This window comes from Lunatimonas lonarensis, from assembly GCF_000390185.1.
In the GTDB taxonomy this organism is placed as follows: Bacteria; Bacteroidota; Bacteroidia; order Cytophagales; family Cyclobacteriaceae; genus Lunatimonas; species Lunatimonas lonarensis.
In genome coordinates this window covers 1-24,878 of record NZ_AQHR01000089.1, presented here as the reverse complement: position 1 = coordinate 24,878, position 24,878 = coordinate 1, and the positions used below count along the sequence as shown (strand labels likewise).

Here is a 24,878-nt window from a genome sequence, read left to right as displayed (position 1 = left end):
AAATCGTTCCGGATTACAGGGGTCAACATGCTCCGGAATATCCATTGAAGGGAAACACCCTAAAACCCAGTGCCGGAACCACATACGATTTTACCAGGGTTTCTGTGACTTTGGTGTCATTATCTTCCATAATGAATCATTCCGGCCCTCCGAGCACACTCAGATAAATACCTTTTCTATCGGGACGCAGGTAATATCTGGCATAAAGCTCTACAGCCGAATTCCTGCGAATATTGACTTCATCGGCATTTTGAAAAAAGGTATTTTTGATAAAATCAGGAGGCACTACCGAAAAGCCAATCAGGCCCACTTGCCAATGGTCAAACTCAAATCCCAGGGAACCACCCCCTCCATTCGCTAAAAACAAAAACGGATAGGCATCTACCGACATCATAAAAGGTAAAGGCTCTTCCTTACTACCAAGTACTAATGAGCCGACCCTACTTCGTTCCTGAGCGATAAGCTGACTTGTGATGCCAAGCACGATAATGATTAATAACAATGATTTTTTCATGTGTTTTTAATTTGATTTTTAGTGGTCACATGGAATCTTTGATTAAAAATTCATTCGCGGTTGTTGTAAAATTCGCTCAGAATTTTTAATGCCGATTTCATGTTTTCTAAAATTTTGGTTAAACGGATTATTTCCACCAAAATTCAGAAAAACAAAATGCCCTGACGTTGACAATTGTTAAGAAGCGTTTAGCCCAAATAATTTTTTCTGATCCGGCTAAGAGATTCCGGCTTGACACCCAAATAAGCCGCGATATATTTTTGGGGTACGCGCTGCAATAAGTCAGGTTTTTCTTTCAATAGCCGTTCGTAGCGATCTGATGCTTTTTCACTGATTAGGCTACGGGCCATTTGGGTAATCCTCTCTGTAGTCTGTTCTGCGATCATCCGGCCAAATGTCTCGATCTTGGGATGTGAAGCATACAAATTCATCAAATCGACCAAATTTATTCTGTAAAAGTGCAGCTCTTCCAAAGCTTGAAATTGATAGAGGCTTGCCCGGTTTGTGGTAAAACTGCCATAATCCGTCAAAAACTGGCCTTCCATAGAAAAATCACAGGTGATGATTTCACCCTTTTCGGAGAGGTAAGCATGCTTAACGATTCCTTTTTCGATAAAGAAAATATATTTACAGTGGCTATTAGAAGGATACAAAAGTTGATCTTTCTCCAGTTTCAGTCGCAAGCCAAAGGCCGAATCAACTGCCGAAATTTCCTCTTTGGTTAAGGAAATGCTTTTTTGGATGACTTGGATAAGGTAGGATTCCATTTCGAAAGATAATACCAATTTCTAGGTATTAATGTTAATCCACGAGCTTATCCTGAATTTTGACTTAAACCAATACCAAAATGCTAAATTAGGAAATGGAAAAGAGGGTATTCCAACTTAAAAAGGACAGTGCAATTCAACGTTACGCCTACCTGCTTGAAAACCATCCCGAATATATTCAACAAATCCCTTTGCAGTATTTAGCCTCCTATCTGGGAATTACGCAGCGCCATCTCAGTAGAATCAGGAAAGAGATTTCTTTTTAGACATTTGTCCTATATGCCTGTTCTTGGCATTTCTATCTTTGGGATATGAAAAAAATAGTCATTATCAACGGGCACCCCAACAGGGAATCATTCAACTTTGGACTGGCAAAAGCTTACAAAGAAGGAGCTATGGCAACTGGCGCTGAAATCAAGGAACTGATAATCGCTGATTTGAAGTTCAATCCAAATCTGGAATTTGGCTACCAAAAAAGAACAGAGTTGGAGCCGGATTTACTGGCAGCATGGGAAACTATACAATGGGCAGAGCATTTGGTCTGGGTGCATCCGGTTTGGTGGGGAGGATTACCTGCTATAATGAAAGGCTTTATTGACAGACTGTTTTTACCGGGTTTTGCATTTCAATACCGGGAGAAATCACTTTTTTGGGACAAACTTCTGAAAGGAAAATCTGCAAGGATTATTACCACCTTGGATCAACCGGGTTGGATTTATCGACTTTTATTTGGCAGACCTAGTGTCAATCAGCTCAAAAAATCAACTTTACAGTATTGCGGGGTCAATCCGGTAAATGTTACCTATGTAGGGATTGTCAGAACCTCCAATGCAAAGAAAAGAGACAATTGGCTTAAAAAGGCGAAGAGATTGGGGGAAAGGCAAAAATAGCCACTACGCACTCTTTAAACCTGAGAAGGTAAAAAATGGCCAAAAATAATTTCAGTTTTGACCAATAAATAGCTTAGTCAATTCAAGAAGCTTTTTCCTATTTTCAGGATTATTTGAGAATGAGTTGGTGGCAACAGGTTTTTTACCACCTTTAAAATACTTCCCTGTAATTTTTGAAAGTCCAGGATCCGTAGCAAGGTAAACGATTCTTTTAGCAGATTTTTCCGGAGTAATTGCTAAAAATTTTTCAGAGAATTTTACAAAGAGGTAAAGAAAACCTTTGGAGGTATTTACTCCCAAATTCGTCTTTACTACCCCTGGATGCACTGCATTGACGGTCATATTTGTATGTTTCAATTCCTCAGCCAGGTCGTAGGTAAACATTACATCTGCCGCTTTGGACTGAAGATATGCTTTAATTCCATTGTAATTTTTTTCGCTATTAAGATCATCAAAATTAACCTTTGCAATTGGAGGAATTAGAGATGCCACATTGATAATCCTACCTTGATTCGATTTTTTTAATTCTGGAAGGAGTAAATTGGAAAGCAGATAATGCGATAGGTAATTTACTGCAAGCGTTTGTTCAATTCCCTCCGAAGTTTCTACCCTATCACTTGATACTAAACCTGCACAATTGATAAGCACGTCCAAGCTTTCGAATTTATTCTGAAATTGCCTTGCCACTTTCCGGATATCTTTCATCAAAGAGAGGTCTCCTAAAAGTAGGCTGACCTTTGTGAATGGATAAAGATTCAGTATCTCCCTTTTGACTGCTTCCCCCTTTTTTTCATTCCTGGCGATAAGAATCAACTCATTTTCACTTCCGGCTAGAGCCATGGCAGCTGCTTTACCAACTCCACTTGTTGCACCTGTGATCAAAATTCTTTTTTTGTGTTCCATAATTAATCACTTAAATTTTAACTGTTTGTTCATGATCCAATGTCTATCAGTATCAGAAAGATACTTCACCATAATATTCACCGCTTTGGCATCCATTCCGATAAAGTATTTGAGTTTGGGTCTTCGGGTTTCTAATACCTTTTTAAAAATCTTTCCTGCATTTTCTGAACTCACACCGCTTTTCTCTAGACTTGAAGAAAGTTTACTCGCTGACAGAATATTTGCTTTATACAATTCCGCTTGTTCTTAATTCAAAAGGCTGAGCGTTTCATTGATGGTTTCTTCTGTTCTTCTCCAAATTTCTGTTTTAACTGAGCCGGGTAAAATCACTGATAAATGAATATTTTGGGGTTTTAGCTCAAATCGAAGCGACTCTGTAAATCCAAGTATGGCAAACTTTGCCGCATTGTAAAACTGAATAAAAGGAAAGGCAGAAATGCTCCCGACTGAACCAACACTTAAAACCCTTGCTCCCTCTTTGTGTTGTTCAGCGTAAACCCGAAGCAAAGAAATACGATGTCTTGTCAAGGAAGCCATGCCCCAAAAATGGGTCTCCATAAGGTTTCTGGCCTTCTCTTCATTATATGTTTCCGTAGGTGTGCTGTAATTATTACCGGCATTGTTTATTAAAGCAAAAAGACCAAAGCTGTCGACGATGCTCTTGATCTGATCAATTGCTTCAATAATATCGGTTTCCTTAGTGACATCTAATCTTAGTGGAATAATATTAGAGTTCCGAAGATTTTTCAACTTCTGAATTGCTGATACTGACCTTACACCGGCAAATACTTTATAGCCATGATTTGCCAGCAAAATGGCAGTGGCCTCCCCCATCCCGGAAGAGGCACCGGTAATTAATATGTATTTATTCTTCATTTTCTAGATTTTCTTTGATAATCGACAAGCCATTGTTGAGCAGGCCATTGATATCTTTAAGGATAAAATACCTGATGATAAAGCGAGCTATAAAATTTTTAGGAATAATCGTATAAGTCCATTCAATATGGGTGTGCCCATTTTCCATAGTGGTAAACTGCCAATTACCCTCGATCCTTTTGGCTAAAAACCTCAATTGAGAGGTGAAGCCTTCGATTTTATAGGTAAATGATTGGCTTTGTTCTACAGTTAGCAAAGTTTCTTTTGCCGTGGTTCCATCATCAAAATAGACTGTTCGGGTTAAGCCCGGTCTAAACCAAAGCTCATTTTCGTTCGTCTTTTCAACCGCTGGCAGTCGCTTATACCTTTTGAAAATCAAGGATAAATCAACTGGTACGATATAATTAAAAGCTGTATCAATCTGTGTATTGATGATTATTTCCGCTTTGGTTTCAGGAAATTTTCTAGTTCTTTGGGCGTTAGAAGTACCTATCGATAGGATTGTGGTCATTAACATTAGAAAGTATTTAGTCATATTTGTACTGCTCTGATTTTGATAAAGCAAAGGTCAGCAATATGACTGCGGGAGTATTTACCAAATGGTAAATAAGGAATTACTGATTTAAATTCCTCCTAATCCTACTCAAGGACTGCTGCGTAATTCCCAAATAAGATGCCAGATAGGATAGTGGTATCCTCAAGGCCATTTTAGGAAACTGCTCTAAAAAGCTCTGATAGCATGTGGTTGCATCTTCCGCCACCATTGGGCTGATCCTGCTCACCTTGTCCAAAAGTGCTTTTGTGGTGATTTGGTTGGTAATTTTATCCCAACCTACTATGGTATTGGCCAAGTCAGTCAGGCTACTTCTTTTGAAAACCACCAACTCCACATCGGTCACAGCCTGAATGTATTCACTTGAGGGAATTTGATAGGATAAACTGTTCAGATCAACCAGAAAATTGTTTTCATCTATAAAATACCGGGTGATTTCGTTGCCATCTTTATTGTAATAGCAAACCCTGAAAACACCTTCAAGGATGAAACCCACATGATTGGCAGTTTTACCGGCCTCCGAAAAATAATCACCTGATTTTAAGGTCCGAACTTCTGTTTTTGATTTAATCAATTCTATCTGCTGCTGCGTGAGGGATCCAAATTGCAGGATGGTATCTATTAGTTGTTGCATAGCTGTTTGATTTTCAGGCAATGCAACCAATTATGATCAGTGATAATTTACAAATTGGTAAAATAACTGATTTCTACTTCCAAATTTGGGAAGTGGGAGGACCAGTACCAAGAAACCCACATCAACCTTGAAATCATTTCCCATCCAGTCCTCCCATTAAAAAATAGTCACCGGGTGATTAGCAACTCAATAATCTGAACGGGTGCTTTTACCTCATAAGCATCCTTATCTTCTATATTCTTCAATGCTACAAGCTCCAGTTCGTATATCAGACCCAACACAAACACCTGATCCATATTATGAACCTCATATAGGTCGTCAAACTTCTTCTTCCCTGCCAGGTTAATTCCATATTGATGGAACACAAAGGTCATTTTTTTTAATAGGTTGAAATTGCTCATATTATAGAGTTTAATTTATTAGTCAATTATCGCACTTTGTGCCTCGGGACCGGGAGTCCATATCGGTTCTCCCAGCCTTTCCCAAGGACTTTTAATCCAGATTATTAAGCTTAAAATTCATCGCTTCTAGCAGTTCCTCAATCATACTTTCTGCGTACTTCTCCCCTTCTTTTTCCGCATGTTTAAAATACTTTTTCCAAGGTCCTGCCTTGTAATCAAGATCAGGATGCAGTAGAAAATCAGCTATTTCCACTTGGGGATTTATCCTACCTCTTCGTAAAGCGTCCTTTTTCAATTGTTTTTTAGATGTTCCCTTTGGAGCCACACCCTCTCTAGCGGATACATCAATGGCAATAATGAATGTGGCTCCTGCCTGACGGGCAGCCTCAACAGCGACAGGAAGCGATTCATCTGCATCAATGTAAGTGACATGATTGATTCCGACAGGTGCAAAAACATCCTTTACTGCACTTGATGCTCGAACAGCAACCCCCAAATTACCCTGCTGAAAAAATCTGGGGCTTCCATCGATTTCTCTTGTCGCTACAATAACCAAAGACTTAGGAAGATCTTCGATTTTGACATTGTCAAATTGCCCGTTTACATAGTCTTGAAGACGCTGTCCTTTGATCCAGCCTTTTTCTAGAAAAATAGAAAAGTCAAATAAAGTCAATGGACCTCCTTCGGAAGCAATTTCAGAAATTTCATCAGCCGAATAGCCAGCTGCCCAGAAAGCGCCAACTAATGAACCTACACTAGAACCCACTACCATATCAATAGGTACTTGGTTGCGCTCTAAAACTTTCAAAATACCAATGTGTGCATAACCACGAGGTCCACCACTTCCTAAAACCAATGCAATTTTTGGCTTAGGATAGATTTCAGAAACCTTAGCCAACGCTTTAGGACTGTCTTCAGCAACATAATTCAAGCTTTTACTACAGGAAGTTAAATAGCATGCGGAGGTGATCAACAAACATCTGAATACTAGCATACTAAATCCATTAAATGAAAGGATAGGATCCATTTTATAAATCCTCTTTATTCATAATTTCCAATAAAAAAGCGAATGAAATTAAGCCCTGTCCTATCCCCAAAAAAGTCAAAGGTCGAAAGCTAAATTCCGAATGCACGTAGATAAAATCTATAATTTCACGCATCATTAGGAAAAAAGACATCAGGAAAACTACCAACATTATTCTCACTTGGTATATAATTGAGGTAATAGTACTGGATATTAGATACATAAATCCTATTTGAATCATCACAAAAGGAAGAAAGAAATTCTCCCCAGATTGTGCAAGGAAACCTGAAGGAACAATCCAATGCCCACCTTTGAACAATAGCAAAAATGCCATTAGAAAATAAACCAGTGAAAAGCTTATGAAGACACGTTTGTACATCACTCAACAGTTTTTGTAAGATGATTATTATTAGGAATTTGGAGGGACATAGAAAGACTGACAGGATTTTCTGCATGCTCTTTCAGTTTCACTAACCATTCATCATGCTGCTTCTTTAACTTATTCGGCAAAAAGACTTTTTGCAGCCTGGCCAATCTTCCAGTTTGGGATTCATCAGTGATAACTTTACAACCATTCTCAGTAGGAATAATCAGCCATGCGTGATAGCCTTGGATGTTAGCTTCATCAAACTGCCATGCTAAAGCTTTATTAGGATCAAATTGCATCACTGTATTGTTAAGCTCCTGCCCCATCGACTTCCAAAAGACTTTGGTTCCTGCGGAAAGATCTCGCTGTTGGGGATTTTCAAATTGGATGTCTTGGATATTTCCGTACCATTTGTTCCAATCACTTGCCTCGATCAAAAGCTTCCAAACCACCTCTGGCGCAGCATTGATTTCGATTTCGTTGTGTACATAGAAGTCCGACTTTTCTGGATTGAATTGTTCCGGCCATTCAATCAAATTGGTTTCAGGATTGAATTTTTTACTGCTGATTTGTGCATTTACCACACTGATTTTGAGCATGATAAGAAGAATAGATAAGTGAGTTTTCATATGTTTAAATTTTTGTTGTATATATTTTTGACTTAGACTCAGGAATCAAAGGCCTTCCTTGAAGTGCCTGATATAGGGTGAAAGTTGCCAAAGCTGCATAGAGTAACCCTACTACAAGAGTCAGCTTGGTGTTTTTCAATACATAAAATGCCAAAATGGGTAACACCTGCAAGGCATGCATACCAATAAAATGGGAAATCCTCAGATCCCCCACCAATCTGCTCCAACCGACAATAAACAAGTTGGAATTATCATTGCTCAGTCCAACGGTATGACTCATGCGTCCTCCCATCAAGAAACCCTGAAAGGAGAAAATCACAAAAATCACTATCCCCAATCGGATTCCCCAGAGATAATAGCTTGGAAGATCTGGAAATGAACCTGCAAAAAACCGTAAACCCACATAAGCGGTGTAAATAGTAACCAACGTAGCAGCTAATGCCATCATGGAAAACATCATAGAGTAAAATGGACTGCTTACATTGTAATGGGATATCTTGCCCTGGCCCGCCATCAAGGCGATGTATCCTATTTCAAATCCCAATAATAGGACCACCGACCAATTGAAAACCGTTATGTTAAAATCAGTCAGGTAGAAACAATACCAAGCCATGGCCCAAGCAAATAGAAAGGTAGAAAAGGCAAATTTGAAAGGTTTATACCAGGCATTGACCTGATACACCTGCACATTGGAAATTCTGGTCATGGCCAAAAAGACCAAAGAGAGCAGCAAACACAAAAGCCCAAAATAAAAGAGCGTTGCATTCCTTTCCTTCAATTCATACACAAAGTCAAGCATAACCATTACGATTTTGGACTGGCTAGATTTTTCTTGATCTTCATCATGATCGCAGATGGTGTCACCCTTGGTAAATTTGAAATAAACCAATTATTAAAACCAACAACTTTCTTCCCTTTTCCATGAAGCAACAATTTTACACCTGCTTCTGCTACATCTTTGGCTGGAACGGGCTTATTGGAGCTCATGGCATTGGTTTTCCGCATTTCTGGAGTATGAAAGGGGGTTTCAACAGTTCCAGGACATAAAGTTGTCACTACCACTCCTGAATCTTCCAGTTCTGCAGCAATAGTTTCTGAGAAGGCCAAAACAAAAGCTTTGCTAGCAGAATAGACTGAATAATAAGGAAAAGGTATAAAGGACAGCAACGATGCAACATTCATGATTCTACCTGATTTTCTTGCAGCCATATCCTGTGCAAAAAGCTTGGTAAGCATCATTAGGCTACTGATATTTAGGCTGATCATGTTCAATTCTTTTTCCAAAGAAGTATCCAAAAAACTTCCATAGTCGCCAAAACCGGCATTGTTGACAAGGTGACTTACCTGTAGCTCCTGGACTTTGATGATATTGTAAAGTTCTTGGGTAGCTTCCAAATCGGATAGGTCAACCTGAAAATACTTGACCTCAATATTGAATTGAGCAGACAATTCCAACTGCATCTTTTGTAAAATCCGTAAGCTTCTTGCTACCAAAATCAAATTGAATTTTTGAGCAGCCAATAGTTGAGCCATTTCATAGCCAATGCCAGAAGAAGCTCCTGTGATTAAAATGTATTTGTTCATTTATGTAGTGTTTAGATAGTTAGTTAACTCTTGTCCAAATTTCAGATCTTCCAAAAAGAGAAACTCCTAAATAACCTCTTACTTCCAATTGATTTGGCTTTTTGAGGGTCATTTTACAGGAATAAGTCTTTCCATCTTTAGGGTCATAAATGGTCCCAGAAGACCATAGATTCTTTCCTTCATACTTGAAATCATTCAGTATTGTTAGACCAACAAGATCACGTTCTTTTTTTGCAGGATCAGGGTTGTTTACATCTTTTGTGGGCCCACCTGTACCCCAAGTTATGTCTCCGTAAAAACTGTCTCCTTTTCGGTATATCTTGAACTTGGCATCGCCTTTTTCATTGACCCACTCTCCAACGATGGCATTGGAAGGGGTTTGTGCCAGAACTTGATTGCCATAAATAGGCAGAAAGTAGAGCATGAATAGTATTGCATGTGTTTTTAGCATATTTTAAGGATTAAAGTGTTTCAATTTTTGGTGGAATAAGCTTGTACATTACTGGGGTCACAATCCTCGAAAGGATGGTGGAGCTGATCAGCCCTCCGATCAAGACTATAGCTAGTGGGGAAATTTGCGGATTTGGATTGAGAGCAAGAGGCAATAGCCCTCCTATAGCAGTCAAAGAAGTGAGGACAACGGGCAAGAACCGTAACTCCCCAGCTTGCTCAATGGCAGTTTGCAAAGCCACTCCTTCCTTTCGGAGTTGATTGGTAAAGTCTACCAAGAGAATGGAATTTTTCACCTCTATCCCTGCCAAACCAATAAATCCTATGATGGCAATAAAAGACATAGGATTTCCGGTCAACCAGAGTAGACTAACGCCACCAATAACTCCCAAGGGAATCACGGAAAGCACAATCAAAAGCCCTTTGAAAGTCTTAAATTGCAATATCAATACAGCCACAAATAGGAAAACTGTCAGCAAAATCACGGTGATAAAACCACCCCCAAAGGCATCATCTTCGCTTTCAGCTTCTCCTGATAGTTTGTAATAGTACCCTGACGGCATTTCCATGGCATCCAATTGCGGAACAACTTCTGCCAGAACATCATTGGCCAATACACCTTTTCGGGTAGAGGAGGTTACTTTTACAAATCGGTTTTTATTGAAGTGATTGATGGTAGTGGGTGAAGTTTCAAAATCCAAGCTTGCCAATTGCTTGAGAGGAATAGCCGCACCCTGGGCATTATTGACATACAGATTTTCTAAGGCGTCTAAACCTCTGTACTTCCCTTTTGGAGAAGTGACTACGATATCAAAATCATCTCCGTTTTCATTGGTGTAAGTTCCCATGGTAAGTCCTGCCACAGCCAAGCGAACAGTTCTGTCAATATCTGCTGTGAATACCCCCAAGGTTCTGGCTTTTTCCTTGTTGATAGCGATTTTTAAATCTGTTTTGAGTGTATTCAATTCATTGTTGATGTACAATGCCCCATCGCTAGCGGTCAGAATCCTTTCCACTTCAAAGGACAACTTGCGCAGACTGTCAAGATTTTCTCCGAAAACCCGAATGGAAATTGGCGCCTCAATTGGTGGTCCCTGCTCAAAATCCTGAACCTCTATTTTGGCATAAGGAAAAGCAGCAAACTGGCTCCTAAGCTGATTGATCAATTTGTTTTTCAGGACAGGTTTGGCATCAGGAGCCATTTGAATAAAGATTTGGGCAAAGTCAAATTTCTCTTCTTGCTGGGGTACATTGTAATAAATTTGCGGATTCCCTTTTCCCACATTGGTTGAAAAATACCGGATCAATTCATTTCGCTTCAAACTATCTTCCACCATTCTGGTAATTCTGTTTCCATCATGTAAGCTGGTCTGTAATGGCATTTTTACATTAATCAAAAAGATAGGTTTTTCTGAGGTAGGAAAAAGTTTAAAGCCAATAACAGGGAAAAGCAACAAGGAACCACCGAATAACAAGAATGAAAAAACCAGTGTTTTCACTGGGTTATTCAAAGCCACTTTCATCACTTTTGCATATGTGGCGCCGATTATTTTTTTCAATGTACGGAGAAATATATTTCCTTCTGGATTTTCATGTTCTTTCAAAAACCTACTGGAAATAAAGGGCACTATGGTCAGGGAAACCACTGTAGAGGCCAATACACTGCAAATCACAGCAAGTGGCAAACCTCTTACAAACTCTCCAGGCCCTCCTGGTAAAAAGACCATGGGAAGGAAGGCAATAATCAATGTTGCAGTCGTTGCAATCACGGGTAAGGTGATCTGCTTGGTCGCTTTGATTGCGGCTTCTTTTCGGGTAAACCCATCCCTCAACCAACGCTCAATATTCTCCACCACGACAATACTGTCATCAACCAACAGACCAAGTGAAACCACCAGGCCAACAATACTTAATTGATTCAATGAAATGCCAAAAGCGTTTAAGCCAACCAAACCCAAGGCTAAGGAGAGCGGTATAGCCAACATGACCACCAAAGAAGCACGAATACCCAAGGGAGATAAGGTAAACAGAACGAGTACAATGGCAATCAAAAAGTCAAGACCCAATCCAGATAAGCGCCTTGATACATTATCAGCTTGGTCAAAGTGCTTATACAACTTAATATTCTCGGGTAAGCTTTTCTCAAATTCGGAGATTACAGGTTCATAGTTGGACTGTGTACTGGCTATATTGCTTCCAGTTTTTTGAGCGGCATTTATCAAAACTGCTCTCCTTCCATTCAATCGGGTGATGTGTTTCTCCTCTTCATATTTGAAATCAACCTCAGCAACTTCCTTCAGTAAAATGATTTTTCCATTGGCATTGCTCACCACTGTATTTTCGATTTCCTCAAGGCTGGTAAACTTCCCACTGGTCTTGACATTGAAGGTCTTGTTGCCAGCGGTAACACTTCCACCTGGAATATTGACAGCTTCGCTTTGAATGCTGCCCAGCACCACATTGAGGGGAATTTGAAATGCAGCAATCCTATCCAGTTTTAGATCAATCCGAACTTCTTCATCAGGTACTCCAGATATTTTCACTTTTTTGAGATCGACTACTTTTTCCAGCTGATCCTGAAGGTCTTCAGCCTTTTTCTTCAGCTGACGATAAGATGCATTTTCACTGACCAAGGCCACTTGAAGAATATTCACATCACTGGGATCTACTTTTCGTATTTCTATGGATAAAATATCTTCTGGCAGGTCATTGCGAAGTGCATTTATTTCCCGTACCACTTCCTGATACTTGTCATCCACATCAACCCCATACTTAAACTCTACTCGGAGCACCGCCAGCCCATCTTCAATAGCTGTCACGATTTTATCAATATTCTCTAGTTCATAGATTTTGTTTTCGATAGGTTTCACCACCAACTCTTCCATGTCCTGTGGGCTGGTACCAGGATAAACCACTACGATTGGGTAGGTAGGCGGATTAATCTGCGGATCCTCTGCCCTAGGCATGGTCAGCAAGGTCACTACTCCAATGACTGCCACCATTACAAACATCACCAGGGTAAACTGGTAGTTTTTCACTGAAAAATCTGTCAGATTCATGGCTGTGTTTTGATGAATTGAATGATAGAAAATTCATTGAGAAAAGCGGAATTCCCTAAGACGATTTCGCTTACCCCTTCAAGGCCTTCACTGATGCTGACTCCTTTTTCGGAAAAGTTTTCAATAACCACAGGTTGTTTCTTGACCCGATTGGTACCCATTGGTACAAAGACAAAAGCAATTTTTCCATCTGCTTCGATCAGCGCTTCATAGGGGATTAACTTAGATTTTTGTTGCAACCCTGTTTGAATAATAGCTTTTCCAAACATCCCTATGGCAGCAGATTCGGTCAAGTTTTCCAACTTAAGTTCCACCTGAAAAGAACCAGTCCCCATGTCTGCTGCACCAGATTTTCTGAACACTTCTGCCTCCCACCAGATATCCGGAAATGCTTCCAGCATCACTTGGGCTTTGTTTCCTATAGAAACTTTTGCCCATTCTTTGTCAGAAAGCCCTATTTTCAGTTCCCAGCTTTTGTTTCCATTTTCACTACATGCCAACACAGGAGATCCCCCAGCTATAACTTCGCCCTCGTTTGCTAGTTTCTTCACCACAAAACCAGGTTTGTCGGCATATATAAATGCGTATTTTTTATTGAAAGCGACTGTAGATAGTTGTTTTTCGGTTAGCTCCAACGCTGTTTTGGAATTTTGTAATTGTTCTAGTGTGGCCACACTGTCAGCAAACAAATTCTGAACACGTTGGTAATCCCTTGAGGCCTTATCGACAGCCAATTGTGCCTGCTGAAGACCTGCATCGATTTCAGTCAATAACAATTGAGCAATCAATTTCCCTTTTGGAAAAGATTGACCTTCTTCCACAAATATTCTATCAATTACACCTCCGACCTTAAAAGCATATTGAACATCATTGATACTACTGAGTAAGCCTGTTCCAGTAACCTGAGTCTCCTCAGTTACTTCCTCTAAAGCGAATAAGGTTACGGATATTGCATCCCCAACTTCCTCTATTTCAGAGCGCTGTGCATTGGAAGAACATGCATGAGCAATACAGCTGGTTAGCAGGACTATGGTCCATGTTTTTAAAGTTTTCATAATTCTTGAGAGTTAAGGCTGAAGGAAGCACTGGCACGCTCGATTTCAGCAATTCTGATATGACATTCAAAAAGGGAAATATTCTCCTGGAGTTGGGCGGTTATTAATTGATTTTGAGCATCCAATAATTCAATAAACAGGATTTGTCCAACAGCATACAATTTCATGGAATCCTCATAGGCTCTTTTAGCGCTTTGAGCTTGGCTTACATTTCCTAAATATTGGCTATAGGAAGCTTTAAAATTATTTTGGCTTATGATCAATGCCATTTTAAGCTGCTCGGAAACTTGATCAATGACTAAAGATGTTTTGGCATGGTCAATTCTTGCTTTTTGTACTTGGATCCGATTTTGTCCACCTGCAAAGACATTCCAACGGGTTGAAAGACCGAAAAAATAATACCTTGTTTGATTGTTATATTCCCAATCAAAGCCCTGTGATCCAAGATCCATGAAGGCGGAAATTTTCGGTAAAAGGTAGGCCCTTGTTAAACCAATATTGTGCTTATCGATAGTTGCAGAAACATATAACTGTTGCAGTTCTTCTCGCTGCAAAAAGGAATTGTGATCGTCTAATGTCTCAAGGAAGGGCAAAGTTTGTTGGGTTTCAATGACCTGTTCGGTTAGGTTCCGGTTGAGGAGGAAATTGAAATAAACTTTTGCGTTAGCTGATTGCTGAAAAGCTGCTTCCAATTCATTTTGAAATCGGATTACTTCATTAGAAGCCCTTACAACAATGGTTTTATTGACCATTTCGTTTTTAAACAAAGCCTCGTTGATGCGCTTGCTTTCTTCTGCAAGCTGTAAAGCTCTCTGGAAAATGCGTACAGCTTCAACGGTTTTGAGGTAATTGAAATAGGCAATTTTGATCTCTTTTACCAACTCCCTTTTATAAATAAGCAATTCAAAAGCTGCAACGGCTGTTAAATCTGACTGAATTCTTTTGTTGTATAGGAGTTCTGCTTGAAAAATTGGTAAGGTTGTTCTAAGGCGGACATCGTAAAAATTATTGGGATTCAATAGTATGCGCTGATTATCAAGCATCGGAAAAGCTTGACTTTCGGTCAACTGATTCAAGGTACTGTAAATAGGATTGAGCAAGTCACCGGCAGGAAAATCCACCGTTCTCCCTCCTCCTGCTAAAAAGTAGTCTGTCTCAAAGCTCACCCTTGGAAGAAATAAACTTCGAGCTTCTGATAATGCCAAGATGCCTTTATCAAAATCAAGTACCCTCCCTTGCAGCTGCTGATTAGATGCTAAGCCTTCCTGAATATAGTTTTCAAGAATACTTTGGGCAATGGATACTTCCAGCATCCCAAAACCCAGCATGAATAATAGAATTTTTTTCATAAATGACCTATGTATTTAAAATGAACATTGTTCATTTAATTGGTAAAATTTTTTATAACTCAAGCAACTGACCACCCAATAAATTTCCCCTCGGTTTTACTGTATGGCAATCTGTTATCAAAATGGCTATTAAACCAATTTAAATAGGGTCTTAGGTTGATTAATAAACTATTGTTGAACCAAAAACCCTGTCAATCCCGGTTTTTCTATCCCTTCAATTTTGTCGAAATTCCCCAGACTATATAAATATTTTTGAACATAACAAACATAATGAACATTGTTCATTAATGCAAAAGAAATTCGAGAATTTTTTCTGCACGAAATTTAAAAATCCTCCGAAATCTAAAAAACGGCCATATACTGAATTTAAAAGAACCTTAGCTACCAAAATAGCCACCAGTCAGATGTCGGATCAAGGTAGCAGGCCCTTAATTAAACTTTCTTAAATTAGTTAAAAAATCAACCAACATGGAAATTCAATATTTAGACAAACCTCTCGGTCCGGATGACCTATTTGATCTCTATGAAAAGTTAGACTGGAACAAGTATTTAAAGCTAACTAAAGAAGATTTAAACCTAGCCATGGAGCAAAGTTGGCGTGTCGTATATGCCTACCACAACAAAGCCTTGATTGGAACCGGAAGGGTGATTTCCGATGGTATTATAAACGCTTACCTATGTGGTGTTGGGGTTATTCCAGAACTTCAAAACAAAGGTATCGGTCGTCAAATCTCCAAATTACTTATTGAGTCATGCACCAAAAAAGGCCTTCCTATTCAACTTTTTTGCGAAGACCGATTAATCCCCTTTTACAAGAAATTTGGGTTTACTGAATTCGCAATTGGAATGAAAAAAACCGGAGTTTAAAGATCGATCTACTATCTTTTGACGAGCATCAACAAGAAATCTTCAAAAGCATCGTACAATAGCTTCTCTGGATCCTGCCCTGTGGCGCCTTTTACACGTTCTCTGATATACAGGGAACACATTCCATGCACACAACTCCAAATGGTAAAGGATAGGGGCTGAAGACTATGTCCTTTGAAGTAACCTTGATCCATACATTCTTTGACTGTATTTCTCAAAGCATCAAATGCATTGGAGCCCTCATGCCAGTTTTGCTCCTCTTGCTCTTTGACAAACTCCATAGGCGCCCGCATGTTGAACATTAAATCATACATTTGGGTATTCTCCAGGGCAAATGACATATAGGCCCTTCCCAAGGCTTTCAATCGCTCCATAGGATCAGACACATGAAACAAAGTCCTCATTTCCTTGGCAAGCTTTAAAAAACCCTCCGAATGCAACTCGTGAAGAATCTGATTTTTATCCTTGAAGTATAAATAGACAGTACCCACACTGTACTCGATTTCTTTGGCAATACTGCGGATTGTCGTTTGATCAATGCCTTTTTCGGCAAATAATTCCTTTGCGGCATTCAAGATCAAGGCTCTCAACTCTTCCTTTTCTTTGGCTTTTCTTTCTGCTACTCCCATATCTATGCTTTGAACAAGACAAATTTAGTGAACATTGTTCAATATATCAACCAGCTTTTCACTGGTTCAGGCAGGATCAACAAAGGAATTTTTCGATTGACGAGCTTCCGAAGCCAGATTTGAAAAAGGAAGTTGAAAAGTATCTCAATTGCCCCTATCTTGCTTCCCCATAAACCAAGCTTTTTTCTTGCATGACAACCACTAACCGTTTTATGCTTACTGGCATAGTGTCGGCCCTATTCGCTGCCTGCCAAACTTCCCCAACGGAAGCACCCCTATCCAAGCTCAACCAGGAAATCAAGGCACTGTTCGAAGAGACAGCGGGTGACTTTGCCATGGCGTTCCGCTTGCTAAACGACACCACACAGACACTCCTAATCAACGAACGCGAAAGCTTTCACGCTGCCTCCACCATGAAGACCCCCGTGATGATCGAGGTGTTTAAGCAGGCGGAGGAGGGCAGGTTTTCGCTGAGCGATTCCATACCGGTGATCAACGAATTCACCAGCATCGTGGATGGCAGCACCTTTTCCATGGAGCTAAGCAGCGACTCCCAGGAGGAGCTGTACAGTAGGATCGGCCTACAGGCAAGCATCTATGACCTCACTTACCAAATGATCATCAAAAGCAGTAACTTGGCCACCAATCTCCTGATCAAGCTGGTCAACGCAAAAGCTGTCACTCAAACCCTGCGGGAACTGGGCGCAGCCGACATACAGGTGCTGCGGGGCGTGGAAGACCAAAAAGCCTTCGATGCAGGCCTGAGCAATACCACCACCGCCCTCGACCTGATGCTTATTTTGGAGGCCATCGCCACCGGCAACGCCGTAAACCGGGAAGCCAGTACGGAGATGATGAAAATCCTCGGTGATCAGTATTTCAAAGACCTAATCCCCAAATACCTGCCCGAGACGGTTCGGGTAGCCCATAAGACCGGCTCCATCACAGGGGTGCAGCATGACTCCGCCATCCTCGAGCTTCCCGATGGGAAGCGGTATGTGTTGGTGCTTTTGTCCAAAAACCTTACCGATGCCGCTGCGGGAAAAGAAACCATCGCACAGGTCAGTAAGCTCGTCTACGAGTATGTTTCCTCCCTAAACCTCTAAAAAACCACCACGATGCAACGATTTTTACTGGCCCTTTCTTCATGCTTGCTACTAGCAATTTCCTCCTGTTCTTCCCTAAAGGTCGGAGAGGCCATAGAGCAATCGGAGGTTTTCAACACGTCTGGTTTTACAGGCTTTATGCTGGTGGATCCGGAAAAGGACAAACCGCTGTATGCCCTCAACGAGACCCTTTATTTCGTTCCCGCTTCCAATACCAAGCTTTTCACGTTTTACACCTCTTACAAATTGCTCGGCGAGCAGGTAAACGCGCTTAACTACCTCGAAAGTGGCGACTCCTTGATCTTTTGGGGCACAGGGGATCCATCGTTGCTACACCCGGACATTAAAGGCGGACAAGCCTTGGAGTTGCTTGGTAAATCGGACAAAAAACTATACCTGGCGGACAATTTTCCGCAGGTGAGGGCAAATGGCCCCGGCTGGTCTTGGAGTTGGTATACCTACTATTTTGGTGCCGAGCGCTCCGCCCTGCCGATTTACGGCAATGTGGTACGGTTTTCCAAAGCGAACGACTTATCCCTTTACCCAAGGTATTTCGACAAATTGCTTTACCCGGATCCCGCTTTTACGGGAACACAGCCGCTGCGAAAACAATTTGAAAATTCCTTTCTACTACCGCTGCACTGGCCTGATACCGCCGCATTTCAGACAGATAAACCCTTCATTACTTCTGCCCATCTTACCGCCTCCCTGCTCCGCGACACCCTAGGCAAGGCCATTCAGGTGATCCCTTACGATATCGTTAAGGGAAGAAAGCCCAAAAAGCTACCTGGACTGGGAACCGCTCAGATCTACAAACAAATGATGGAGGACAGCGACAACTTTTTGGCCGAACAACTGCTCCTGCTAGTCTCGGACCTGCTAACCGATTCGCTTAGTACAGCTACGGCCATCGATTATGCCAAGAAGAACCTGCTCGATGATCTCATCCATGAACCCCAATGGGCCGACGGATCCGGCCTGTCCAGCGACAATAAATTTACGCCCAAAAGCATCATCGAATTGCTGGGCAAAATACGAGCAGAAGTACCGGAGGAAACCATATTCGACGTGTTTCCGGCCGGAGGCACAAAGGGAACCATCCGCTCTTGGTATAAGCCCGACGAGGGGCAGCCAGCCTATATTTACGCCAAAACGGGCACGCTCAACAACTCCATTTGCCTAAGCGGGTACCTGCTGACCAAAAGTGGAAAAACGCTCTACTTTAGCTTTATGCACAACAACTACCCGATCCCATCGGACGACCTCAAGCGGGAGATGGAAAAGATCCTGTACCGGATCCATCAGCACTACAAGTAAAGAAGGATCGTTGCTTTTCTAGCCAAAAAACCTTTCCACCCCCCATCTCGGGAAACACAAACCACAAAAAAACCAATTATTATTTGCAAATTTGCACTCCTGAATTAAGTCCAGCCCAAAAACCATTTTACATCAACGACGATCAGCGTCCGCATAGGCTATTTCGTTTCCAGAAACCATTCCGGTAATCTGGAATACAAAGCTGTACAAAAATCTATGGGAGCTGATGAGCAAACCTCATTAAACAAAAAAATGACGCAATTATTTTTGAATTTTTTCAAGCCCAAGCAAGCCAATCTGAAAGACGAAGTACTCTCCGGGCTAACCGTTGCGCTGGCACTTGTGCCGGAGGCTGTGGCCTTTTCGCTGATTGCGGGTGTCAGCCCCCTCATTGGACTGTATACGGCCTTTATAATTGGGCTTATCACCTCTATCCTCGGAGGGCGCCCGGGAATGATTTCCGGAGCTACCGGAGCCATCGCGGTCGTTGTGGTGGCCTTAGTAGTCCAGCATGGTGTGGAATATTTGTTCGCAGCAGTAATCCTCATGGGACTGATCCAGATTTTGGTAGGCGTACTGAAACTTGGGAAGTTAATCCGCTTGGTCCCACACCCGGTAATGTTCGGATTTGTGAATGGCCTGGCCATTGTCATCGCCATGGCACAATTTGCCCAGTTCAAAACCACTACGCCAGAAGGTTTGTCTGTGTGGATGACAGGGATGCCATTGGCGATCATGATCCTGCTGGTGGCACTGACCATGGCGATCATCAAGTTTCTCCCCAAACTGACCACCGCCATACCCTCTGCCCTTGCGGCCATTTTGACCATTAGCCTGATCGTTATCTTCGCGGGAATTGACACCCGGACGGTGGGGGATCTGGCTTCTATAAGCGGAGGGTTACCGGAATTTCACATTCCCTTGGTTCCACTCTCCTGGGAGACCTTTATGATCATTCTGCCTTATTCCGCCATTATGGCCGGGGTAGGGCTCATTGAAAGTCTGCTGACCCTAACCCTCATCGATGAAATCACCGAAACGCGGGGACATGGCAACAAAGAATGTGTGGCCCAAGGTGTAGCTAATCTCACCACCGGTTTTTTTGGTGGCATGGGCGGTTGCGCCATGATCGGGCAGTCACTGATCAATGTCAATGCCGGAGGAAGAAACCGACTGTCCGGCATTGTGGCTTCGGTAGGTCTACTCGTTTTCATCCTATTTTTATCTACCTATATAGAGATGATACCCATGGCTGCTTTGGTAGGTCTTATGTTTATGGTGGCCATAGGTACCTTTGAATGGGCCTCGTTAAAGGTGTTTCGTAAAGTACCCAAATCCGATGTACTCGTGATGGTACTCGTCACACTCGTTACCGTCCTGCTCCACAACCTGGCCCTGGCGGTATTGATCGGCGTGGTGATCGCCGCGTTGGTTTTTGCATGGGAAAACTCGAAGATGATCCGTGCGAGAAAAACCGTTGACGAAAATGGCGTGAAACATTACGAGATCTACGGGCCGCTGTTCTTTGCCTCCGCATTGGCCTTCGGCCAAAAATTTGACCCATTGAATGACCCTGATGAAATCATTATCGACTTTGCCGAAAGCCGGATCGTGGACCACTCGGGCATAGATGCCGTACACAAAGTCACCGAACGGTATGAAAAGCTGGGGAAAACCGTCTATATAAGGCATTTAAATACAAGCAGCAAAGTGCTATTGAACAAAGCGGAAAAAATCATCAACGTGAACTACACCGATGACGATCCTTCGTACAAGATCGTAGTCGAAAAGAACGCCTCCAAATCATTCGTATAAATCAAGTGCCTCCTGTGCCCTAAACAGACCCCAGCCACCTGATTGGGTTATAAGAGGTGCTTACTTTTTTCTGAAATTGACCCATAGGGATGCAACAAGTGCCAAAAGCGTGGACCCAACGGTCAAGGCATCTACCAAGTTGGGTGACAACCTAATGCCCAGGATCCTGTCCAACAGGTAGCTGACGTAGGAAGAGGGCAAATCATACTCTCCCAGTTTACGCAGCACCTGCCAATGCCAATCCGTCAGCGGGCAGTAGCCAAAACCATACCATATACCCAGAATCCCCCACGAAGCGAAGGTAAGCAGGATGCAGGCAAGGTGCCATCTGCGCCACTTTTTCACGATCCAACCAAACAGGTTGAACACGATAAGCAGGTTATGGAAAATAAGAAAGAAATAGTCCGCAAGGATCAAGTACGTGCCTTCACTCATCGTCAATTCGTTTAGCCAATAGTTCCATTTCCTCCCATGTGATGTACAAAAACCGAGAACAACACCGGTCTTTGGTAAGCGTATGCAGTACTAGAAACCGTATGTATCGAAAGCCAACAGGGCGATCTGCCCAATGATTTCATCCGCTTGCTCCAAGCTGGAGAACCCCTCCACAAACACACAGATAGCCAGTGGTTTTTCTCCCCACACCAGCCCCGCATCTCCCCGCACATAGTCCAGCGTGCCGGTCTTGTGGGCCACGACCGTTCCTGCAGGCAGTTTGGATGGGATAGCCTCCCTATCCGCACAGTCCCGCAGCAACTCAAGTACAAAGTCCGTACCCTTCGCGTCTAGGTACTTGCCGTCCGCAAGTTCCAACAACATACGAACCATCTCCTCTGCACTCGTGTAGTTCTGCCTACCGGCTTCAATGGCCCCAAAGTCCATCATCAACCGATTTAGCTGGGTTTGCCGAAAACCATGGCTTTGAAGCCAACCCTGTATTCGGTCCATACCCAGCGTCTGTATGAGTAGATTCGTGGCGGTGTTGTCGCTGATCCGGATCATTTCCCTGGCCAAAAATTCCAGCGAATAAACCGTTCCCGGAGCCCGGAACTGCAGCTCCCCTGCCCCAGCTACCATGTCGGACTCATGTAACACGATTTCCTCCGAAAGCGACCGCTTCCCTTCCTGCACATCCTGCATCAAGGCAATCAAAATGGGTACCTTGATGATGCTTGCCGAGGGAATCCGCCTAGCTGGATCATGTACCGAAAGCACCTCCCTTTCCTGAATACCAATCTGATACGAGACCTGAATTTCATCCGGAAGGCTTGCCAAATACGCCGTTAGCGCATCGGGCTTGGCACAGGCTGCGAGCAACCACAACAGGCCAAAAAAGATGCCATTAGTAAGGTGATCCAAAGAGAGGGTCCCAGACATTTGCCGATAATCAGATACTTTTTGCATATCGCTAAGGGGCAATGTATTCATAGGTAGATTGCAAGCCCAGCGGTATGCCCAGCGTCCAGTAAATCAACAAGAAGATCGTCCAGACTACCAGAAGAACCAGTGTATAGGGGAGCATGATCGATACGAGCGTACCGATACCGGTGGACTTCACATAGCGCTGGCAAAAGATAACCACCAGCGGAAAATAGGGCAGCAGGGGGGTGATGATATTTGACACGGAGTCGCCGACGCGGTAGGCGGCCTGGGTCAGATCCGGAGAAATGCCCAACTGCATCAGCATGGGCACAAAAATGGGGCTGATCAGGGCCCATTTGGCCGAGGCCGACCCCACCAATAAATTGACAAAGGCACTCAACACGATAATACCGACGATAGTCAGCTGCCCGGGCAGTTGCAGACTTTGCAGAAAGTTTGCCCCCTTTAACGCCGTCAACGCACCTATATTCGACTTGGTAAAGGCATCGATGAACAACGCGCAGAAGAAGGCCATCACGATGTAATGGGACATACTGCCCATGGATTTGCTCATGGAGCCCACCACGTGTTTCATTTCGGTGTAATTTCCGGATGCAAAGCCAAAAACCACGCCCGGTAGCCAGAACACCAAAAAAATCAGTGGGACAATGGATCTCATCAAAGGTGCCGCCGAGGTGGTCAGCTGTCCCGCTCCATCACGCATGGAAGAGGTCTCCGGCCAGGCCCAAACAACCAGGGCTACCAGAAAAACCAGCATCACAGACGTGGCCAACTTAAACGCAGCTTTTTCCTTAGGCTGTAGTTCTTCCATCTTTGGAACATCTTCCAATTGCTCATCAACCGGCGCTGAGCGGTAAAGGCGGGGCTCGATCACCCGGTCAGTCAGGTACCAGCCCACCCCTATGACCACCAAGCTGGAAAGCCCGGTAAAGAAAATGTTGTTCAACGGATTCAACTCCACTGAGGGATCAATGATCTGCGCGGCAGACTGCGTAAAGCTCTGCAATAAGGGATCGATGGCAGAGGGGATAAAATTGGCACTAAAGCCGCCAGACACGCCGGCGAAGGTGGCCGCTATGCCCGCCATGGGGTGGCGACCGGCTGCATAAAAGATGACTCCACCCAGCGGTATGACCAGCACATAGCCCGCATCGGCAGCGGTATGGCTGACGATGGCTACCAGGATTAAAATCGGGGTAAGCAGAGACGCCGGCGTAAAGCCCAAGAGGTACTTCAGCCCAGCATTGATGTAGCCACTGTGTTCAGCCACCCCCACACCCAGCATGGCCAGCAACACCACGCCCAGGGGAGGGAAGTTGATGAAAACCTGGATCATGTTGGAAAGAAAAGAGGCTAGCTGTGCCCCCGAAAGGAGGTTTTGAATGCGGAGCTTTTCGCCGGTGCGTGGATCGATCTCACCAAAATCAATGGGGGCCAACAGGGCTGAAAACACCCATACGATCAACATCAATACCAAAAATAAAATGGCGGGATCGGGAAGCTTGTTCCCCGCCCGTTCGACCAGATTAAGAAAACGATCAAGCAGCGTGATTTTTGGAGTGGCTTTGTCCATGGGATTCGGTTGGCGTGTTGGTATTTACCAAAAATAAGCAGCCCGTGGAAAAATCATACTACTCCGTCCATTATTTTACCCCAACGGGATCTGCTTTTTAACGAGGAAGCAGAATCTAGCGGTTTGAGGTGGTTATGCCTGCCTTTTTTTGGATATTGCCAAAGCAACCAAACATCCAAGTCTTCCACCTTATGAAGCTGCTTGTCATGAAACAACTCCTACCCTATACTTTGAGCATGTTGCTACTGACCTGTTCCCACCTGCTCCTTGCCCAGGGGAGGGAACGCATTTCCATATGGCCCGGCCAAGTACCCGGAGAGGCTGGCCCAAAAGCCGCCCCGGTACAAACCTCCGATACCAGCGGAGGAGTAACCCGCATCACAGATATTACCGACCCGACCCTTACCGTTTTCAGGCCTGAATCTGGTAAAAGAAACGGACACGCCGTGATGGTGTGTCCGGGAGGCGGCTACCGCATCCTGGCCATCGATAAGGAAGGGCACGAAGTGGCCGAATGGCTGACCACTTTGGGCTATACCGCCTTCGTATTGGAGTATCGGGTACCGGACAAGCAGGCAGAAGCCCTGATGGATTTGCAGCGCGCCATCCGGGTGGTCCGCAGCCGTGCCGCCGAGTGGGGCGTGGAAGCGGGCAACCTGGGAGTAATCGGCTTCTCAGCGGGTGGCAGCTTGGCGGCCCGGGCATCCACACAACACCACATGCGCAGCTATCCCTCCCTCGAAAACGACCATTTGGTCTCGGCTAGGCCCGATTTTGCGCTGTTGATCTACCCTGCCTACCTGGATCAGGGAGAAAACCGGACGTTGACGGCGGAACTTTCAGCATTGGAGGAAGCACCTCCCACCTTTCTGTTTGGCTCCGCGGATGACCGCCACGGCAACAGTGCCCTGGTCTACGCAGGAGCCCTCAGGGACCATAATATCCCGGTGGAGCTTCACTTTCTGCCTACCGGGGGGCACGGCTATGGGCTGCGGCCGGGGAATGTAGCTGCGGAAAGCTGGCCTGAGTTGGCGGAGAAGTGGATGGAGAGGAGGTAGTGGGTGGATCGTTAAATGAACCACTGGTTCCTAGTTCTACTTTACTAAGTTAAACTAGCCATCGTTTTGGTAATA

At 43.5% G+C, this 24,878-nt stretch carries 25 protein-coding genes; 6 read left to right on the top strand and 19 right to left on the bottom strand.

Annotation, left to right across the window (positions count from 1 at the left end):
- Window positions 1–136: 136 nt before the first annotated feature.
- A complete protein-coding gene (locus tag ADIS_RS15860; RefSeq protein WP_035806435.1) occupies window positions 137–514 on the bottom strand; it encodes a hypothetical protein in 378 nt (125 codons plus the stop codon).
- Window positions 515–702: 188 nt separating this feature from the next.
- Window positions 703–1,281 carry a Crp/Fnr family transcriptional regulator gene (locus ADIS_RS15855; RefSeq protein ID WP_010855646.1) on the bottom strand — a complete coding sequence of 193 codons (579 nt, stop codon included), beginning with the start codon at window positions 1,279–1,281 and terminating at the stop codon, window positions 703–705.
- A gap of 311 nt (window positions 1,282–1,592) precedes the next feature.
- Between ADIS_RS15855 and ADIS_RS15850 the strand changes: the two genes are divergently transcribed.
- Window positions 1,593–2,171 (top strand): NAD(P)H-dependent oxidoreductase, encoded by a 579-nt coding sequence (locus tag ADIS_RS15850; RefSeq protein WP_010855644.1) that lies wholly within the window; start codon window positions 1,593–1,595, stop codon window positions 2,169–2,171.
- A 51-nt stretch (window positions 2,172–2,222) separates the two neighbouring features.
- Here the strand turns inward: ADIS_RS15850 and ADIS_RS15845 are convergent, their stop codons facing one another.
- From ADIS_RS15845 to ADIS_RS15775, 13 genes are all read right to left on the bottom strand, one after another.
- Entirely contained in the window at window positions 2,223–3,074 is an 852-nt protein-coding gene (locus ADIS_RS15845) for an SDR family NAD(P)-dependent oxidoreductase (RefSeq protein ID WP_035806433.1), read from the bottom strand.
- 246 nt (window positions 3,075–3,320) lie between these two features.
- Window positions 3,321–3,950 (bottom strand): SDR family NAD(P)-dependent oxidoreductase, encoded by a 630-nt coding sequence (locus ADIS_RS15835; RefSeq protein ID WP_010855641.1) that lies wholly within the window; start codon window positions 3,948–3,950, stop codon window positions 3,321–3,323.
- Window positions 3,940–4,461 (bottom strand): SRPBCC family protein, encoded by a 522-nt coding sequence (locus ADIS_RS15830; protein WP_155907554.1) that lies wholly within the window; start codon window positions 4,459–4,461, stop codon window positions 3,940–3,942. The genes ADIS_RS15835 and ADIS_RS15830 overlap by 11 nt, the downstream gene beginning before the upstream one ends.
- A gap of 103 nt (window positions 4,462–4,564) precedes the next feature.
- A complete protein-coding gene (locus tag ADIS_RS15825; RefSeq protein ID WP_010855639.1) occupies window positions 4,565–5,137 on the bottom strand; it encodes a Crp/Fnr family transcriptional regulator in 573 nt (190 codons plus the stop codon).
- A 167-nt stretch (window positions 5,138–5,304) separates the two neighbouring features.
- Window positions 5,305–5,538 carry a hypothetical protein gene (locus tag ADIS_RS15820; RefSeq protein ID WP_010855638.1) on the bottom strand — a complete coding sequence of 78 codons (234 nt, stop codon included), beginning with the start codon at window positions 5,536–5,538 and terminating at the stop codon, window positions 5,305–5,307.
- Window positions 5,539–5,629: 91 nt separating this feature from the next.
- On the bottom strand, window positions 5,630–6,469 hold the full coding sequence (locus ADIS_RS22425; protein ID WP_162141578.1) for a patatin-like phospholipase family protein: 840 nt from the start codon (window positions 6,467–6,469) through the stop codon (window positions 5,630–5,632).
- 471 nt (window positions 6,470–6,940) lie between these two features.
- Window positions 6,941–7,558 carry an SRPBCC domain-containing protein gene (locus tag ADIS_RS15805; RefSeq protein WP_010855635.1) on the bottom strand — a complete coding sequence of 206 codons (618 nt, stop codon included), beginning with the start codon at window positions 7,556–7,558 and terminating at the stop codon, window positions 6,941–6,943.
- Between the two features lie 4 nt (window positions 7,559–7,562).
- Entirely contained in the window at window positions 7,563–8,357 is a 795-nt protein-coding gene (locus tag ADIS_RS15800; RefSeq protein ID WP_035806443.1) for a hypothetical protein, read from the bottom strand.
- 5 nt (window positions 8,358–8,362) lie between these two features.
- Window positions 8,363–9,142 (bottom strand): SDR family NAD(P)-dependent oxidoreductase, encoded by a 780-nt coding sequence (locus ADIS_RS15795; RefSeq protein WP_010855633.1) that lies wholly within the window; start codon window positions 9,140–9,142, stop codon window positions 8,363–8,365.
- A gap of 19 nt (window positions 9,143–9,161) precedes the next feature.
- Window positions 9,162–9,593 carry a DUF2147 domain-containing protein gene (locus tag ADIS_RS15790; RefSeq protein ID WP_035806423.1) on the bottom strand — a complete coding sequence of 144 codons (432 nt, stop codon included), beginning with the start codon at window positions 9,591–9,593 and terminating at the stop codon, window positions 9,162–9,164.
- A gap of 10 nt (window positions 9,594–9,603) precedes the next feature.
- The gene (locus ADIS_RS15785) at window positions 9,604–12,651 is read right to left on the bottom strand and encodes an efflux RND transporter permease subunit (RefSeq protein WP_010855631.1); all 3,048 of its coding nucleotides are present in this window, start codon (window positions 12,649–12,651) and stop codon (window positions 9,604–9,606) included.
- A complete protein-coding gene (locus ADIS_RS15780; RefSeq protein ID WP_035806420.1) occupies window positions 12,648–13,706 on the bottom strand; it encodes an efflux RND transporter periplasmic adaptor subunit in 1,059 nt (352 codons plus the stop codon). Before ADIS_RS15780 ends, ADIS_RS15785 begins: the two co-directional genes overlap by 4 nt.
- On the bottom strand, window positions 13,703–15,055 hold the full coding sequence (locus ADIS_RS15775; protein WP_035806418.1) for a TolC family protein: 1,353 nt from the start codon (window positions 15,053–15,055) through the stop codon (window positions 13,703–13,705). The genes ADIS_RS15780 and ADIS_RS15775 overlap by 4 nt, the downstream gene beginning before the upstream one ends.
- A gap of 468 nt (window positions 15,056–15,523) precedes the next feature.
- Between ADIS_RS15775 and ADIS_RS15770 the strand changes: the two genes are divergently transcribed.
- Window positions 15,524–15,922: a GNAT family N-acetyltransferase gene (locus ADIS_RS15770; RefSeq protein WP_010855627.1), complete on the top strand. Its 399-nt coding sequence runs from the start codon at window positions 15,524–15,526 to the stop codon at window positions 15,920–15,922.
- Between the two features lie 11 nt (window positions 15,923–15,933).
- Here ADIS_RS15770 and ADIS_RS15765 read toward each other — a convergent pair whose 3' ends face one another.
- Complete coding sequence (locus ADIS_RS15765) at window positions 15,934–16,551, bottom strand: TetR/AcrR family transcriptional regulator (RefSeq protein ID WP_010855626.1); 618 nt, start codon at window positions 16,549–16,551, stop codon at window positions 15,934–15,936.
- A gap of 191 nt (window positions 16,552–16,742) precedes the next feature.
- On the opposite strand from ADIS_RS15765, the gene ADIS_RS15760 reads away from it, so the two are divergent.
- The 3 genes from ADIS_RS15760 to ADIS_RS15750 all read left to right on the top strand — a co-directional run bounded on the left by ADIS_RS15760 (window position 16,743) and on the right by ADIS_RS15750 (window position 20,789).
- A complete protein-coding gene (locus ADIS_RS15760) occupies window positions 16,743–17,657 on the top strand; it encodes a serine hydrolase (protein WP_155907552.1) in 915 nt (304 codons plus the stop codon).
- A 12-nt stretch (window positions 17,658–17,669) separates the two neighbouring features.
- Entirely contained in the window at window positions 17,670–18,974 is a 1,305-nt protein-coding gene (locus ADIS_RS15755) for a D-alanyl-D-alanine carboxypeptidase (protein ID WP_010855623.1), read from the top strand.
- A 252-nt stretch (window positions 18,975–19,226) separates the two neighbouring features.
- Window positions 19,227–20,789, top strand: coding sequence for a SulP family inorganic anion transporter (locus ADIS_RS15750; protein WP_035806439.1), 1,563 nt, complete (start codon window positions 19,227–19,229; stop codon window positions 20,787–20,789).
- A 60-nt stretch (window positions 20,790–20,849) separates the two neighbouring features.
- Here the strand turns inward: ADIS_RS15750 and ADIS_RS15745 are convergent, their stop codons facing one another.
- From ADIS_RS15745 to ADIS_RS15735, 3 genes are all read right to left on the bottom strand, one after another.
- On the bottom strand, window positions 20,850–21,224 hold the full coding sequence (locus ADIS_RS15745; RefSeq protein WP_010855621.1) for a DUF2784 domain-containing protein: 375 nt from the start codon (window positions 21,222–21,224) through the stop codon (window positions 20,850–20,852).
- Window positions 21,225–21,314: 90 nt separating this feature from the next.
- Window positions 21,315–22,193, bottom strand: coding sequence for a serine hydrolase (locus ADIS_RS15740; RefSeq protein ID WP_162141577.1), 879 nt, complete (start codon window positions 22,191–22,193; stop codon window positions 21,315–21,317).
- 4 nt (window positions 22,194–22,197) lie between these two features.
- Window positions 22,198–23,745, bottom strand: coding sequence for an AbgT family transporter (locus ADIS_RS15735; RefSeq protein ID WP_010855619.1), 1,548 nt, complete (start codon window positions 23,743–23,745; stop codon window positions 22,198–22,200).
- Between the two features lie 206 nt (window positions 23,746–23,951).
- Here ADIS_RS15735 and ADIS_RS15730 point away from each other — a divergent pair, with 206 nt between their 5' ends.
- Window positions 23,952–24,803, top strand: coding sequence for an alpha/beta hydrolase (locus ADIS_RS15730; protein WP_238325450.1), 852 nt, complete (start codon window positions 23,952–23,954; stop codon window positions 24,801–24,803).
- The last annotated feature ends 75 nt before the right edge of the window (window positions 24,804–24,878 follow it).